Below are 15,193 nucleotides of genomic sequence, written 5' to 3'. Positions count from 1 at the left end.
CGTGTTACAATGGAAACACGGAGGTGTTCATCGTGGAAAAGAAGGACATCCACCAACAAGCTGTCATTCTCGGCGATGAATTTCGCTTTCTCCTGAACGAGGATGATGCCATTTACGATGAAACCTTCGGACACCTACTGGAATCTGATGAACGTGCGTCGAGGGCAAATTTATCTGATGAAGGTTCAGTTCAGTGATCTGAGCGGCGAAAAAATTCGCCCTGTGGTGGTCATCGGGACGGACCGTGTGGATGATGATGTGACTGTCGTCTTCGTCACCTCATCGCCGCCTCGACTTCGTTACGATGTCCAAATCACAGAATGGTCAGTAGCTGGACTGCTCAAACCCTCGACCGTACGCGCCTCTAAATTCCTCACCGTCCACAAAGGACGATTCCTCAAACCTCTTGGAACCCTAACAGATAGCGATCTCCAAGCTGTCATGACAGCTGTCAGGTCGTATCTTCTCTAAATCTCAATCGCCCAAAGCGACCTCCCATCCGTTCGTATACGTGATGGAGCCCGCTTCGTGCACGACATAAGGAGGTCTTCCTATGGCGCTTCCCGAACGCCAGCTTCCACGTGCGTATGGCGCCGGTGTCAACATGGTCATGGACTTCGGCGCACTGCGTCAGCGCTTGGAGGAGCTTCGGCAATTCGTAAAAGAGTACATGGTGCCCGGCGAAGACTATGGCATCATCGGCGACAGCAAACCCACTCTGTTCAAGCCTGGCGCGGAAAAGCTCTGCGACGTGTATGGGCTAAGCGCCGGAGAAGCACATATCGAGTTCACGCGCGACGATACGAAAACTCCCATTTACATCAGCTATCGCGTATCTTTACCGCTCATCAGCCGAATCGACGGGAAAATCATCATGGTGGGCGTTGGCTCCGCGAACTCGTGGGAGAAGAAATATCGTTGGCGATGGGTGACCGAACGCGAATTGCCCCCGGACTTACCCAAGGAAACCCTCAAACAAGCCACATTCGACGGCAAGTACGGTTCGTACATCAAGTACCGCATTCCCAACGACGAAATCGACGACCTCGACAACACGCTCTTAAAGATGGCCAAGAAGCGCGCCCTCATCGACGCTGTGCTCTCGGCTACTCGGTCAAGCGCGTTGTTTACGCAGGACATCGAGGATCTCGAGGATCTAACCATTCGACAGCCGGAATCGGTTGACCGTCGGCAGCGGACACAGCCCGACCGTTCGACCGGTAGCCCGGACATCTCCCAGGCCCAAAAGAACCTCATCCTCCGTAAAGCCCAGGAACGAGGGATGGATACGGAGGCCTTGAACGCGTTCGTGCTCCAGGCAACAGGAAAGGGCGAACTCGACTCACTGACGAAACAAGAGGCGAGTAAGCTCATTGACCTTCTGACCTCGGGGAAACCACGCGAACGCTGAAACCATACGAAGGAGCGAATGAAACATGCTCAACCGCGTGATCTTGATCGGCCGACTCACAGCCGATCCAGAATTGCGCTACACCAACAACGGTACCGCCGTCGCATCCTTCACGCTTGCCGTGGACCGGATGCGTTCGAATTCGAACGGCGAACGCCAGACGGATTTCATCAACATCGTCGTCTGGAATAAGCTCGCCGAGTTGGTATCGCAATACCTGCAAAAAGGCAGGATGGCCGCAGTCGACGGCCGCCTCCAGATTCGCACATATGAGAACCGTGATGGCCAGCGCGTGCGCGTGGCCGAAGTGGTCGCGGAAGGCGTACGGTTTCTCGACCGTGGAGAAGGCAATCAAAGCGCCAAATCTGCGTCTGCCGCTCCACCTGTGAAAAACAACACCTCGCCGGCTCCGTCGAAGCAACCGGACTTCGGTCCATACGACGATCCGTTTGCGGACGATTTACCGCCGGGCTTTGAAGAGGACTTACCGTTCTAGTCACACAACGGAAGGAGGGGCGCCCTCTCGTTCAAACGGCGAGAGGGGGCACCCTCGGACCGTTGAACGGTGGGCACGAAGTTGTCTCGGCGTTGGCAAACTCTATGGGATGAACTATCGGATATCCTGGCTCGCCATCTCATTCAGAAACGAGTGAGGTGGTCGAAACACGCGAAAGAGCAGATGGAAGACCGGAACATCTCACAGCAAAGTGTCCAATACGTTGTGACACGCAATGTTGCAAATGAGATGTACGGTGCATATGAGTACCCCCATGGTCCTAATCCATATGCAAATCCAGACCCGGTGTTCTCCATCACCGGAACTGACGCTTCTGGACGTTGGATTACGGTAGCCATTGCGGTACAAAATCGGGGTGGAAGAATCGTCTTTACGATTGTCACGGTTCTTGAGCCCGGACCGCATAGTCGTCATCGAAAGCAATCATGAGGCCTTCAACGCTGTACTATAATGGGGTTCAAATGAATCCCGTACGCGGAGGGCCATCCATGGAGGATAAGAAAGTGTTGAAAACCGTTATTCGCAACGGCGTGACTTTTGACAATTACCCGGTTTACGTGAGCGAAGCCTATGGCGATTCCTACCTCATGAAACATGAGGAATTGGCTGAACAAATTGCGTCTTGCATTCCGCAAGCATGGAGAAAAGCCGCACGGTTCGATTGCAACTTGATTGCGGAATTCCAGGATGACATGGATGAAACATCAGAGGATGAACAGCGCCTTCTTAGCAAATTCGAGCGCTGGATGAGTCGACACAATTAACCCTGAGCACGAAGTCTTCAAACATCCCGCACGATGCGGGGCTTTCCCACACAAGCCCCGGCATCGTCCGTGGGCTTGTGTGATCTCACACCACCCACGGAAGGGATGATTCTGCATGAAAATCCTCAGCATTCAACTGGAGAACTTCCGCTCGTTTACGGAGGCCTCGTTCCAGTTCCACGACATCACCGTCATTTCCGGCCACAACGGCGCCGGGAAATCCACCCTTGCAGAAGCCGTCGTCTGGTGTCTTTTTGGAACCGATATCGCCGGCAGGCAGAAACAAGATGAAAAGCTCATGCGCTTGGGCGAAAAGCGGATGGCAGTCACTGTCACGTGGCTCATTCACGGCAAGTCCGTTGTCATCTCGCGCACGCGCGCATCTCGACAGGGCTCGACGCTCCTCGTGAACGGCAAACGCGCACAGCCCGGCCAAATCGAAGGATGGTTCGGCACCGTGCAGGAATTCCTGTCGGTGTTCGTCCCCGGCTACTTCAGCTCCCTGGAGCCGAAGGAAGCGAAGACCGTGCTTTCGCGCTGCGTGCCAGACATCCCGAAAGAAGATGTGCTGGCTCGCATGACGTCCGTACACGCGTCGATGCTTGCGCGCGATCAGTTTGTCATGGGGCTCGACTCGATTGAGTTTGCCATGCAGAAGGTGCGCGATGAGATCAAGGAATGCGAAGCGGAACGCTTGCGACTTGAAGGGCAATGCCAAGCGTATCAGGCGGTTCTGCGTCGCGGCGAACCGCAACCGTACGTGCCAAGCGTGACGGATGAGGAACGCGCTCGATATGAGGCCGCGAAACGGGAACTCATGGAGCTCGAAGCCTCGCAGGGGAACCGAAAGGAGCGCCTGCGCGACCTGTACGCTCGCCGTGACTCGCTTGGGCGAGCGTTTCGAGCACTTCGCGATAGCCTCCCACAGGCGGATACGCACTGCCATACCTGTGGTCAGCCGCTCCCGGAAGATCAGGCGGCTCGCATCTTGCAAGAGATCGCGCAAAAGCGCAAAGCTTCGCTTGCCAAGATGAAGGAGCTCTACGACGAGGGGAACCAAGTCCAGGCTGAGATTGCGAAGCTCGAGGCTATGCCGGACTACGACGCTCCACATCCGGAACTCGTGGAATTCGTGCAAACCATGGAAGCGCGCCTCAAGGATGAACACTACCGCGAAGTGGCCTATGCGGCGCAGCTTCGCGCGTATGAGCAGGCGAAGGGGCACTTCACCCAAGCGCAAGAAGACTTGCAGGCGACCGCGGAGCACCTCGAAGGTCTCAAACAGCGGCTTCAGGCACTCCAAGAGTTTCGCTTCGAGTACCTGCGCGCCCAACATGAGCAGCTGAACGGCCTGTTCCGCCATGTTGCTATCCACCTGATGGACGTGAACAAGGAAACAGGCGAGGTTCGCGAGGCGTTTCGGATTGAGTGGAAGGGTCGGCCCTATCGGCTCTTGTCCTACTCGGAGAAGATTCGTTGCGACATCGAGATCGGACGCGCCCTGGCTCAAGCCAAGGGTGAAGCGATGCCCGTCTACGTCGATAACGCCGAATCTGTGCAACGCCTGATGGACGAGACGTTCAGCGGCCAGGTGATCGCGGCGTACGTCGCCGACGGTCCGCTCACCGTGTCCAAGATGCCAGAAGCACAGGGAGCATAAGACATGCGCCTTATTCCTGCCTTCTTCGCATCCGACGATGACAAATTCGTCCTCCGGCAGATTCTCAAATATTACCTCGATGGCACCTTACCGAACGTGCTCACCGCACATCGGGGCGACATCGAGCAATGGGAGCGTGAGCCACATGAAAAGCCTCTACGTGTTTGACCCACACGCCGTAAAACGGATCATCCAACGCCGCCTACCCGTCGAAGCCGTCGTGCAAATCGCGACGTTCGGCGTGACGGTGCAGGAAAGCAAGAAGCGGTGCATGAAGCGCGGCGATGTGTATGGGAAGCCCGTGCATGTGGTCGTGGCGAAGCCGAACACCATCCTGACGGTGTACGTGGCCGATGAGTGGCAGAGCACCATCACGGTGCAGCGTTCCCGTCGGCCGGCTTTGGCGCACTAACCTCATCAACCCCACCCGCCAATCGGGGTTTTCATCACCCTCGGGCGGCGGGTCCCGTGGGTGAAGTTCACCCACGGAGGGGATGACCATGCGGAAACTCAACCAATATGCCGGCTGGCTCGCCATCGCGACCTGCTTGATCAGTTTGCTCATGCTACGCTTCGTTCCGCCCGTTTTCACGGGTTGGACCAATGTCATCGTAGCCCCTGGGCAAACGCTGTGGTCGCTTGCCGAGAAGTGTCCGGCCAATCCGTGGGATGTGGTGAATGCCATTGCGGCACAGAACCACATCTCCCCGGACGAACCCCTGCAACCAGGCGAAGTCCTGCAAGTGCCGACGAAAACGTCGCCCTTCTGGACTCGGCTGGTTTTTTCATTTGAAGGAGGGAATCACGCATGAAAGCGACCTTTCGCCATGGAGATCTCGAGAAAATTCTGCGCCAGCTGCTTCGCGTGGTGCCGAATTCGACGAACAAGGCCGTCCTCAAGCACGTGCTGATTGAGGCCAAGCGAGAGGAAGATCGCGTGGATTTCTACGCTTCCAGCGAGGACATGTCCCTTCGACGCACGCTCTGCGTCGAAGCGACGGACTCGAGCGTAGAGATTGCGCGGTCTGGTTCGTGTTTGCTCCCAGCGAAGGAGCTGTACGAGGTAATCAAACGGGCTAATGGCCCTATCACAGTAGAGACCACTACAGACCGCACGGTCATCACGTTTGGCAAGACCAAGTTCGAGCTTGTGGGTTTGCAGCCACGTCTCTTTCAGCCTTACGGTGATGCAGATGACGAGGTGACCACCGCCACGGTGCTCGCACCGCATCTGTATCGACTGATTCGACGAACGAGCTACGCTGCAGGCAAAAGTCAGACACGACCCATTCTCACGGGCGTGCAGCTTACCTTGGCGGACGGACATCTGTCGGCGGTGGCGACCGACGCGCTTCGCTTGGCGCAATACACCGTGTCTTGCGAAGACGTGAACGGCGAGGACCGACAGCTGGTGATCCCAGCGGTCTTGCTCGACACACTGGCCACGGCGTTGCCCGCATCGGATGACGATGAAGAAGTCACCTTCACCCTTGGCACCTCGTCATGCACGGTGTCGTGGGGAGATGATGCCTTTCACATGGCGCTTCGAGGCTTGGAAGGCACGTATCCAGATACCGCGCGACTGATTCCAGAGCGCACAGCCCATCGCGTGGTGGTCGAGCGCCAGGCGCTTCTTACGGCTTGTGAACGTGTGGCGATTCTGTCCGAAGCGGACCATCAGCGAGCCGAGTTTCGGTTTACGATGTCCGGCCTCACTGTGTCCGCCACGTCGACGCAATACGGTCACGCCGAGGAAACCCTGGAGACGATCCAAGGCACGAAGGACGATGTGGAGCTCCTGTGCAACGTGCACTATTGGATCGCGGCGCTCAAGGCGTTAGACGGGATCGCACAGGTTGAAATCGGGCTCAACGGGCCGTTACAGCCGTGTCTTCTGCGTCCTGTCGGTGAAGAAGGGGTAGGCCTTATCGCAACAGTGGCCCGCTCCTCGGCGCCTACGGAAACCAAGCGCCAAGCTAGCTAAATTTCTCACCTTTAACCCGTCGCACCGGGACTTACACTTCCCCACCCGGTGCGTCCGGGTGGAGGTCGGGAGGAAATCAAACATGTCATCCATCACCGTCGTCCGGGTAGAACTCGTCAAGGAACGATCACTTGAATATGAAGGTTCGCGGCTAATCCGGTGCGCCGAAGACGCAGCAAACATCCTTCGAGGTTACATCGGCAACGCGGATCGTGAAATGTTCGTAGTGATGGTCTTATCAGCCAAGCACATCGTCAACGCGATCAACACCGTTAGTCTCGGGATACTTGACTCCTCTATCGTGCATCCACGGGAAGTATTTAAACCCGCGATTCTGAGCAATGCTGCATCGGTGATCGTGGGACACAATCATCCAAGCGGGGATCCCGAGCCAAGTCCAGAAGACGTGGCAGTGACGCGCCGACTTGTGGATGCGGGAAAAATTCTAGGCATTGATGTTTTGGATCACATTGTCATCGGAGACGAAGGACGGTTCGTCAGTCTCAAGGCAAGAGAATTGCTCTGAGATCTGAGACCTCTGAAACGAAAACAGAGGTAATGAAAGCAACATACGAAGGGAGGAAGCCCCCCTCATCACCGCCAGGGGGGCTCCCCCTTGTGGTGATCGAGCGGGACGTGAACCATGAATGAAAAGGTGAAAGCAGCCATGGAGCGCTTGGAGCATGGCCTAGAAACACTCCTCAGTACAGAGGAATGGCGCAAGTTTCTTCAGTTCCAAGCAGCATTTCACCATTACAGCTTCTCGAATACGCTGCTCATCATGTGTCAGAAGCCCGATGCAACCTATGTAGCGGGATACAATACGTGGAGGGAGCTGGGCCGCTACGTCAAAAAAGGCGAGCACGGCATTGAAATATTCGCGCCGTTGCTCAAGAAAAAATCAAACAAGGCGGATATACCTAGAGAGGAATCCGAAGAAACGTCACAGGAGGAAGAGAACAAGCGTATCATCTACGGCTACCGCATCGTGTACGTGTTTGACGTGTCGCAGACGGATGGCAAGCCGTTGCCAACCGTGGAGAGCCCGCAAATTATCTCGGGTGACAGCGACCTGTACGAAAAGCTGCTTCAAGTCTGTCCCTATCCGGTTTCTGAGGTCGTGTCTCTCGGAAGTGCAAGGGGAGAATTCGATTTGGAGACAAATCAAATCAAGATTGTCCAGACACTACCGGAGGCACACAAAGCGAAAACGTTGATACATGAATGGGCTCATGGCCTTTTGCACACCAACGGTCCATTAAATCCAGCACACAAGCCACTGATCGAGCTCGAAGCGGAATCGACCGCATTCGTGGTTTCTCATGCGCTGGGACTCGATACCACAGACTACTCGTTCGCTTACATCGCCGGATGGAGCGGGAAAGAGGCCGTGAATGCTCTCAAGGCGTGCGGCACGAGGATACAGCAAGCCGCGAACAGTATCTTACTGGCGTTGGAAGATCAAGCGCAGGATTTCAAAACCGCCATGTAATCCACGCGACAGGAGGAGCGTTCATTTCCATGTATACGTCCCTTCTTGCGTTCCGTACAATGAAGGCGGAGGGATGGCGTATGTCCGATCCGTCAACCGCTCAGAAAATATCCAGGTTTGTACACCGCCTTCGTACCAGAAGACAAGTTTTAGTCAACCAGTTGAACTTACGAGAAATGCAAGATAGCAGACAATTCCTTCAAGGCGAACTGAGTGCGATTGATGCCATTCTGCAAGAAATGATTGAGGAGTTTGACCTTTCGTCAGCGTTGTCAACTGCAGAGGATATCACTGAAGAAGCATGGCTACATGCTTTGGCCCGAAACCCGGCCTTCGAGTTCTTGGCCGATCCGAGTGAAGATCTATACACCGTAGAAGATGGGAAGCCGATTCTTTATGAAGATGAAGCATAAAATCGTGCTCATCCCATTTCCGTTTGATGACCTACAGTCGCACAAGGTGAGACCAGCCCTGTGTCTCACCGATCCAATCAGTGCCCATGACCATGTAGTGGTTGCGTTCATTAGCAGTCAAGTGCCGACGCATCTACTTCCAACAGACATCGTCTTACGGGCGGGCACGGATGCGTTTGCACCAACGGGTTTGAAAGTCTCGTCCGTGATTCGGTTACATCGAATGGTAAGCATGACAACGAGAATCATCCGGTATGAGTTAGGACACATCGCAGACGAAACTCGTGATCTTGTAGAGAGTAAACTCATCCAGCTGTTTAACCTTCAACATCGTTTGCGATAACACATCGCCCTTGCACCACACCCGAGTCACGCGGGGATACACCTACCCATCCCCCGTGACATCGGGGATGGGCAAAGGAGCGAACCGATATGTACGAAAAGGCTGTTGAGAAAATCACACTGGAGATGAGCGCCAACGAGCATCATCCGTATGTCCAGGTGATCGGACGCTTTTTGTTGGTGCACCTCGAACAGCACCCGGAACACGCGAAGAACCTCCTCGAGGAAGAGAAAACCATCCTCAAAAGCCTTGACACCATGCGACGTTACGCGGAAACGCAGCGTGTGGGCAATGTGGCCGTAATTTCAGACGCGGACGGATTCGGCATCGTCCTCCAATATTTTGATTGTTGGGACGGCAAGCCCTTCGAGATTCCGCCCGAGCCACAACCGCCCGCCCGAGTCGCCGCACCGACACGCGTAACGTCGGCCAAATCAGCCCAAGCGTCCAAGAAGTCGACGGCGCCAGCTTTAACCCAACTTTCGCTCTTCGACGATGCGGAAGGAGGCGAGGCCCTGTGAGCCACGACTTCTTCGCGCATTTTCCGACGGAACCCAGCGCAGCGCTGATCGAGTACGCACGAGACGTCGCGTTCCTCAGGAGTCGCTACCTGTTTGTCTGGCGCGACGGAAAGGTTCAGATGGCGTACTGCACGCATTGCCGCGAAACCTATCCGCTCGGTTCGGACAAGGACACCTATCGGCATAACGAACAAGCGACGTGTCGCCAATGTGGATCGACGTGCGTAGTCAAACATCGCGGCCGCGGGCGTAGACACTTGATCGATACCGCCTACATCGTGTGGTACGAGAAGTCGATGGTCGATGCCCAAACGGTGGTCGCGACCTGGTACTACGCCTGGCGGGACTACTCTGGCGATTTCCACGACGTCGAGACACAATTCCAGCCACGCGCCCGGTACGTGTTTGTGCCGGGGCGCGGCGGCAGCATGATGCGCTTGGACTGGTCCGGCGAGTGGCAACCGCGCCGGAACGTTCATCCGCTGCCCGTTGGCATGATGGGCTGGCGCACCGTCGACGTCTGGTGTTCGCACGAGAGCATCCAAACCGCAGTGGCCGGAACACCTCTTCAGTACAGCGGCTGGGAGACGTATTGCGATCAGTACAACACACTCCTCACCTTCTTCGACCTGGCCAGCAGATACCCGTGCGTCGAGTATCTGACCAAACTCGGCTTTTCGAGATTGGTGATGGCAAAGTTGGACGGTCTCCGCACGTTCGGGGCCATTCACTGGCGCGGCAGAACGATGGAACAGGTCCTTCGCATGCCACGCGCGGATGTCCACGCCTTCCGCAAGCTGGCGGACGTCATCGAGCCGCTGTCGCTCCGAAGCTACCAGACGTGGAGACGCCTGGGGTGGAAGGTGTCACCGGAAGAAGCCCATCTTCTGCGCGAACTGCTGATCCCTCATCACTGGAGAGAGATCCAGGTTCGAGCATCACTCGCGTCCGAAGTCGAGATCGCAAAGTACCTTCTCAAGCAACTCCGCAAAGGCGAGTACCGTTCGATCAGCTATGCGCTCATCGAGTGGATCGACTACCTCCGTTTTTGTTCGGAACTCGGGATTCCGCTCAACACGACGAGGAACGTGTTCCCGTCGAACCTCCGCGAAATGCACGATGAGATGATGCGACGTGTGCGTATCAAACGGGACGAACGCCTTAACGCGCAAATTCAAGCCCGCTTGGCCGAGTTGGAGCCGTTCGGTTACACGGACGAACATTTCATGATTCGGCCGGCGCGCAGTGTGCAGGAGCTCTTCGACGAAGGACAAGCTCTTCACCACTGCGTCGGTAGCTATGCGGCGAAGTACGCTTCAGGAGAGACCAACCTGTTCTTGATGCGACGAGTCTCCGCCCCGGATACGCCGTACTGTACCGTGGAAATGAGAGACAGTGCGCTCATCCAAGCGCGTGGCGAACGCAATCGCCTGCTTCGAGAGGACGAACAGACCTTTGTCGATCAATTTGTCCGCCACGTGGCCCGTATGCACAAACGGGCACAGCGTCGAAAAGCAAGCTAAGCCACCGCGGGATTGCCGGAGTCTCGGCAATCCCATATACTGAAAGCAAAGGAGTGTACACATGCCGGTTCAGGATACGTTAATGAAGGCCCTCACCCGCTCCTTATCCGGCGGCGCTCTCGATGTATTGGGCGTGCACGGTGTGGACCTGGTGGAGCCTTTTGCAACCGAACTTCCCGCCAACACGCTGCGCATGGATCGTGTGTGGCGGACGGTCGACGGAAACCTGTTTCACTTGGAGTTTCAGACGAAGCGCGAGTCGACGTTGCATCGCTTTTTGGAATACGACGCACGCTTGGCGAACGAACACCGGACGAGGATTCGCACGGTTGTCTTGTACCACGCGAGTGTCGCGAGCGCGCCAGATGAGCTCGACATCGGGACAGCACTCTACCGCGTCGAGAATGTATTTCTGCGACACCTCGACGGTGACCAAGCGCTGAATGAAGTCGAGCATCACCTGCGTGCTGGACAGTGGGAGCCTGGCGACCGGATGCGATTAGGCCTAGCCCTCAACATGCGCTTGGAGAATCAGGCGCATGCGTTCGAGCGAGTGCGTGAACTCATTCCTCAAGTGCCGGATGAGACCGAACGGGATTTGGTCGTGAGTGCGATTCTCGTGCTTGGCGATCAGGGTCTCACCGAGGAACAACGGGCACTACTTCGAAAGGAGCTGAGAAACGTGTCGAAGCTGGCGGAAGAGCTGTACGAGGAAGGTCGCGAGGAAGGTCGCATGGTGGGGCGTATGGAAGAACGCATGGAAATCGCTCTGAACATGCTTCGTAAAGGCATGTCTGTTGAAGACATCTCGGATACCACGGGGCTAACTAAGCAAGAGATCGAAGAACTTGCGCGGAAACAATCGCATTAACGATTCGGCCTGTCGCAAGCGTTCGCGCTTCGGCAGGCCGATTCCTTATACTGTGAAAATCCTCGCGCGTATCTCCGGATTGCACACACAACCCGGCGGATACAGGGCTTCACGAATGCGTCGCAAGCTGCCCGCATGAACGTTCATTCGGTACGAATCCTTCACTCGACTCACCCGTGTATTCCGCGCCCCAAGCGCAACGAGAAAGTCGTGACATTCCGGCACCAGCGGCCCTGTGAGCGTCAACCGGTCCCGTCCTGATGGATCCTTGCGAAAATGGCTATGCGTGTCGATGTACCCGCGTACAAAATCGACCGTCGGTCGAAACACAGGTTCCGTTTTGCAGGCATGCTCATATGCGCAGATGAGATCTACGTCGTAGCAGCGCAAGTACAAACTCGGTTTGCCGCGGTTGACAAGCGTGGCGGCAGACCGACGCATGAACGAGCGCAAGATCTCGATTTGTGTGGTATCATCCGACACAAAGCGCAGATACCATCGCCCGCGTTTGTCGCGCACGACCTTCGCGCGCGAGAAGAGCGCGCCGAAGAGATAATCCGGGATGGTCGGATAACCGTGCAGCGTGAAATACGCTTGGAAGAAGTCCTCCAGCACCCGCGACCAAGTTCCGTAGCGCTGAATCACATGGTCCGGCGACTCCGTTTGTCGTTTTCGAGCTATCCGTCGATAATCCGACACTTTAGGAAGTCGTCTCTTTGCTTCCCATACAAGAGCTAAGATTTCGAATACAGGTTCATCAGGATTCATATAGCCAACTCCTCGCGACGTGTGCACCTTGAGTGTATCGGATCGACGGATGAGGTTCTAGGCCAACATTACGCCATTTTTGATGTCCGATAAGTGATTGTTATCGGACATCATTTTACGATTTGTGATTGTAAGTTATCTTCAGCATCGTCGTGCGATCAGGACCTCGGAAGACGTATAATACATGCAAGCAAATATCCGCTTGGGGAGAAGGTGTGCAAAAATGATGTCAATCGTCAAAGTGTCACCCAAATATCAAATCACAGTACCAAGCGAGCTTCGGGAAGCACTTGGTCTACAACCAGGAGATAAGCTTCTTTTTCATCAAAAACCGAATGGGGAAGTTGTGATTCGTCGTGTCCCTCGAGTATCCGCCCAGCAACTCGCAGGGTCGCTTGCAAGAGCATCAGGAAAAATGATTCCATATGTCCCACTCGAAGAAGCGAGGCGAATTACGTATGACGAACTTGCTCAGCGAATGGCGAGCGAATTACAGCAGACAGATTCGCCATCTTCAATCGAGGGTGGTGATGCAAAGTGAAATCCGTTTTGTTAGACACTAACGTAATTCTGCGTTTTCTACTTGACGACCATCCCCACCATTCGCCAGCAGCTACGAACCTGTTCATGAAAGCTGAACAGGGTGAAATCAAGTTGGTCATTGATCCGATGATTGTGGCGGAATGCTGTTACGTCCTGGAGGGAAAAGTCTATCAGTTTTCAAAGGAGCTCATTGCCTCTCACCTGATCCCCGTCCTGACTCACGAAGGGGTCCAATGTGAAGCCCTCATGACGGTATTAGACGGTCTAGACATTTACGTCGAACATCGATTGGATTTTGCCGACGCCTACCTCATTGCGCTGGCTCGGAATCACCGTTTTGAAGTCGCGACATTCGACAACAAGATGGCTCGAATCGAAAACGTGGTTTTTCAAGACCTCTGAGGTTGAAGGAGCGATCGCATCATGCAGGAAATCATGGATACTAACGTATCCTCCACGATACACGTTGGATTGACCGAGTTATCTGCAAGCGCCAACAAGTATGTTCTGAACTCTAAAGCACGAAATACGATTCGGGCCTACCAATCCGACTGGCGCTCGTTCTGCACCTGGTGCGACGAACGCCACCTCTCTTCCCTGCCCGCCGAGCCGAAGACGGTAGCGCTCTACCTATCCGACATGGCTGATCGAGGCTATCGAACCAGTACCATCGGTCGGCATATGATTTCGATTGGCCTCGCTCATCGAACGAAAGGCTTCCCCTCCCCCACCTCCGATGAGACGGTACGGGCCGTCTGGCGGGGCATCCGCAATACGCTTGGCGTAGCACCTCAGGGGAAATCACCTATATTAGTGGAAGACTTGCGACGCATGTTGCAACACGTGCCAAACGACCTCATGGGCCTGCGGGACCGCGCACTTCTGCTGATCGGGTTCGCCGGCGCATTCCGACGCTCGGAAATCGTGGCTCTGAATGTTGAGGACGTCGAGTTCGTGCGTGAGGGGCTTGTGATCACGTTGCGCAGGAGCAAGACTGACCAGGAGGGCGAAGGTCGGAAAGTGGGTATCCCCTACGGCTCGTTCATCGAGACCTGCCCAGTGCGCGCGCTCCAAGCGTGGTTGAACGCGACGGGGATTGATTCCGGGCCCCTCTTTCGCCGAGTGACCAAAGGCCACGATGTGCGCGACGCGCGACTCTCTGATAAGACCGTGGCACGTATCGTAAAGCGGTATGTGCGTCTAATAGGCCTTGACCAGCGTCACTTTGCCGGCCACAGCCTGCGCGCAGGTCTTGCAACATCGGCGGCGCTGGCGGGTGTGTCGGAACGAGACATTATGGCGCAGACGGGTCATAGAAGCCCAATGATGGTGCGGAGGTATATCCGAGACAGCAACTTGTTCAGGTCAAATGCGGCGGCTAGGATTGGATTATGATGGATGTTTAAAACACTTGTAAAAACCAAGAAAACGCGGCGCACGCCTGTCGATCCGCGCCGCTTTAGAATCTCACATCCATCCATGAGTCTACATGCTCTATCCAACTGTCGAAGCTGGGAACTGCAAAGCCTCTCGCACAAAGATACGACGTATCCAATTCCACGTGTGGACTCGAAATTCCCGAAAATGAACACAAGCCCGAAAAACGGGCGCGAAATGTGGGTCCCGTTATTGGAATATATCATAACTTTTATGTCGCTTATGACAAAACATGATACAGAGCATCGCTGGATGAATCATCACTCAACTTTGAGCTCCAGTAGCTTTTCCATCCACAATACGTCAACCCATTTTCCGTCTAACCTGCCATGGTTCATGAATACGCCCACCTCACGAAAGCCCATCTTGCGGTATAACGCCAATCCCGCAGAGTTAAAAGGAAACGTGGCAAGAACCAACTTGTGAAAGTCGTGCTTCCGCGCGAAAGCCTCCAACGCACTAAGGAGGGCTTGCCCGACACCTTTGGCGCGCCATCCTCGATGAACATAAACCGAAAGTTCCGCCACCCCCCCATAGGCGCAACGATGGGAGTACGGATGCAAGTCTGCCCAGCCAATGATGTTGTTTTGGTATTCCGCCACAAAAACTGGATAGCGGTTTGTGTGTTCATTAAACCAGTTCGTAATGTAGTCCATATCCTTCAAATCCTGTTCTAGGGTGGCCACCCGGTCCTCGATACCCTGATTGTAGATGGCTAAGATGGACGGAAGATCTCTGTGCGTCGCCACTCGGACAGTGACCATCACGACTCACCACCCTTCTTTTGGTATTGAGTCAATACAATGGACACATCAAAACTGAGAATGTACAAGATTTCCTGCCCGATGCAATGATTGGGCCGTGCTTGACACGGAGCCTCTGCGGGCATGATGTCGCATTTGATTGCAGCCGAGCCACGCTCGCCTTTGGAAGACTGGCCAGGCTA

23 protein-coding genes are annotated in these 15,193 nt (G+C 55.1%); 21 read left to right on the top strand and 2 right to left on the bottom strand.

Annotated elements, in window-relative coordinates:
• The first annotated feature begins 32 nt into the window (after positions 1-32).
• The 18 genes from AACI_RS16635 (at position 33) to AACI_RS14825 (ending at position 11,499) form a co-directional block, all read left to right on the top strand.
• On the top strand, positions 33-197 hold the full coding sequence (locus AACI_RS16635; protein ID WP_159437325.1) for a hypothetical protein: 165 nt from the start codon (positions 33-35) through the stop codon (positions 195-197).
• A complete protein-coding gene (locus tag AACI_RS16155) occupies positions 178-471 on the top strand; it encodes a type II toxin-antitoxin system PemK/MazF family toxin (RefSeq protein WP_169304867.1) in 294 nt (97 codons plus the stop codon). Before AACI_RS16635 ends, AACI_RS16155 begins: the two co-directional genes overlap by 20 nt.
• Positions 472-553: 82 nt before the next feature.
• Complete coding sequence (locus AACI_RS14885; protein WP_015759742.1) at positions 554-1,411, top strand: hypothetical protein; 858 nt, start codon at positions 554-556, stop codon at positions 1,409-1,411.
• Between the two features lie 25 nt (positions 1,412-1,436).
• Positions 1,437-1,907, top strand: a complete 471-nt coding sequence (locus AACI_RS14880; protein ID WP_015759741.1) for a single-stranded DNA-binding protein — start codon at positions 1,437-1,439, stop codon at positions 1,905-1,907.
• Positions 1,908-2,090: 183 nt separating this feature from the next.
• On the top strand, positions 2,091-2,357 hold the full coding sequence (locus AACI_RS17330; protein ID WP_143232670.1) for a hypothetical protein: 267 nt from the start codon (positions 2,091-2,093) through the stop codon (positions 2,355-2,357).
• 59 nt (positions 2,358-2,416) lie between these two features.
• Positions 2,417-2,692, top strand: a complete 276-nt coding sequence (locus AACI_RS14875; RefSeq protein ID WP_008338747.1) for a hypothetical protein — start codon at positions 2,417-2,419, stop codon at positions 2,690-2,692.
• 115 nt (positions 2,693-2,807) lie between these two features.
• On the top strand, positions 2,808-4,352 hold the full coding sequence (locus AACI_RS14870) for an AAA family ATPase (RefSeq protein ID WP_015759740.1): 1,545 nt from the start codon (positions 2,808-2,810) through the stop codon (positions 4,350-4,352).
• 3 nt (positions 4,353-4,355) lie between these two features.
• Positions 4,356-4,520 carry a hypothetical protein gene (locus AACI_RS16630; protein ID WP_015759739.1) on the top strand — a complete coding sequence of 55 codons (165 nt, stop codon included), beginning with the start codon at positions 4,356-4,358 and terminating at the stop codon, positions 4,518-4,520.
• Complete coding sequence (locus AACI_RS14865; RefSeq protein ID WP_015759738.1) at positions 4,498-4,764, top strand: DUF4258 domain-containing protein; 267 nt, start codon at positions 4,498-4,500, stop codon at positions 4,762-4,764. The genes AACI_RS16630 and AACI_RS14865 overlap by 23 nt, the downstream gene beginning before the upstream one ends.
• An 88-nt stretch (positions 4,765-4,852) precedes the next feature.
• Positions 4,853-5,164 (top strand): LysM peptidoglycan-binding domain-containing protein, encoded by a 312-nt coding sequence (locus AACI_RS14860; protein WP_015759737.1) that lies wholly within the window; start codon positions 4,853-4,855, stop codon positions 5,162-5,164.
• A complete protein-coding gene (gene dnaN, locus AACI_RS14855; protein WP_015759736.1) occupies positions 5,161-6,336 on the top strand; it encodes a DNA polymerase III subunit beta in 1,176 nt (391 codons plus the stop codon). Before AACI_RS14860 ends, dnaN begins: the two co-directional genes overlap by 4 nt.
• 82 nt (positions 6,337-6,418) lie before the next feature.
• A complete protein-coding gene (locus tag AACI_RS14850; RefSeq protein WP_015759735.1) occupies positions 6,419-6,862 on the top strand; it encodes a JAB domain-containing protein in 444 nt (147 codons plus the stop codon).
• A 117-nt stretch (positions 6,863-6,979) separates the two neighbouring features.
• Positions 6,980-7,828: an ArdC-like ssDNA-binding domain-containing protein gene (locus tag AACI_RS14845; protein WP_015759734.1), complete on the top strand. Its 849-nt coding sequence runs from the start codon at positions 6,980-6,982 to the stop codon at positions 7,826-7,828.
• Between the two features lie 80 nt (positions 7,829-7,908).
• Positions 7,909-8,241, top strand: a complete 333-nt coding sequence (locus tag AACI_RS14840; protein ID WP_015759733.1) for a hypothetical protein — start codon at positions 7,909-7,911, stop codon at positions 8,239-8,241.
• On the top strand, positions 8,207-8,584 hold the full coding sequence (locus AACI_RS16145; RefSeq protein WP_342626166.1) for a type II toxin-antitoxin system PemK/MazF family toxin: 378 nt from the start codon (positions 8,207-8,209) through the stop codon (positions 8,582-8,584). Before AACI_RS14840 ends, AACI_RS16145 begins: the two co-directional genes overlap by 35 nt.
• 89 nt (positions 8,585-8,673) lie before the next feature.
• The gene (locus AACI_RS14835) at positions 8,674-9,105 is read left to right on the top strand and encodes a hypothetical protein (protein WP_015759731.1); all 432 of its coding nucleotides are present in this window, start codon (positions 8,674-8,676) and stop codon (positions 9,103-9,105) included.
• Positions 9,102-10,628: a PcfJ domain-containing protein gene (locus AACI_RS14830; protein WP_015759730.1), complete on the top strand. Its 1,527-nt coding sequence runs from the start codon at positions 9,102-9,104 to the stop codon at positions 10,626-10,628. The genes AACI_RS14835 and AACI_RS14830 overlap by 4 nt, the downstream gene beginning before the upstream one ends.
• 61 nt (positions 10,629-10,689) lie before the next feature.
• On the top strand, positions 10,690-11,499 hold the full coding sequence (locus AACI_RS14825; RefSeq protein ID WP_015759729.1) for a hypothetical protein: 810 nt from the start codon (positions 10,690-10,692) through the stop codon (positions 11,497-11,499).
• Positions 11,500-11,544: 45 nt separating this feature from the next.
• Here AACI_RS14825 and AACI_RS14820 read toward each other — a convergent pair whose 3' ends face one another.
• Positions 11,545-12,144 (bottom strand): hypothetical protein, encoded by a 600-nt coding sequence (locus AACI_RS14820; RefSeq protein ID WP_245530846.1) that lies wholly within the window; start codon positions 12,142-12,144, stop codon positions 11,545-11,547.
• Positions 12,145-12,493: 349 nt separating this feature from the next.
• Between AACI_RS14820 and AACI_RS16140 the strand changes: the two genes are divergently transcribed.
• The 3 genes from AACI_RS16140 to AACI_RS14810 are packed head-to-tail and all read left to right on the top strand — an operon-like array spanning position 12,494 to position 14,205.
• On the top strand, positions 12,494-12,808 hold the full coding sequence (locus AACI_RS16140) for an AbrB/MazE/SpoVT family DNA-binding domain-containing protein (protein WP_148213888.1): 315 nt from the start codon (positions 12,494-12,496) through the stop codon (positions 12,806-12,808).
• Complete coding sequence (locus AACI_RS14815; protein WP_015759727.1) at positions 12,805-13,212, top strand: PIN domain-containing protein; 408 nt, start codon at positions 12,805-12,807, stop codon at positions 13,210-13,212. The genes AACI_RS16140 and AACI_RS14815 overlap by 4 nt, the downstream gene beginning before the upstream one ends.
• Before the next feature lie 21 nt (positions 13,213-13,233).
• Complete coding sequence (locus tag AACI_RS14810) at positions 13,234-14,205, top strand: site-specific integrase (RefSeq protein ID WP_015759726.1); 972 nt, start codon at positions 13,234-13,236, stop codon at positions 14,203-14,205.
• A 302-nt stretch (positions 14,206-14,507) separates the two neighbouring features.
• On the opposite strand, the gene AACI_RS14805 is transcribed toward AACI_RS14810, so the two are convergent.
• Entirely contained in the window at positions 14,508-15,011 is a 504-nt protein-coding gene (locus AACI_RS14805) for an arsinothricin resistance N-acetyltransferase ArsN1 family A (RefSeq protein ID WP_041708546.1), read from the bottom strand.
• Positions 15,012-15,193 lie beyond the last annotated feature (182 nt).

This window comes from Alicyclobacillus acidocaldarius subsp. acidocaldarius DSM 446 (genome assembly GCF_000024285.1).
Taxonomy (GTDB): Bacteria; Bacillota; Bacilli; order Alicyclobacillales; family Alicyclobacillaceae; genus Alicyclobacillus; species Alicyclobacillus acidocaldarius.
The sequence above is the reverse complement of the archived record's forward strand: the minus strand, read 5'-3'. Positions and strand labels throughout refer to the sequence as shown.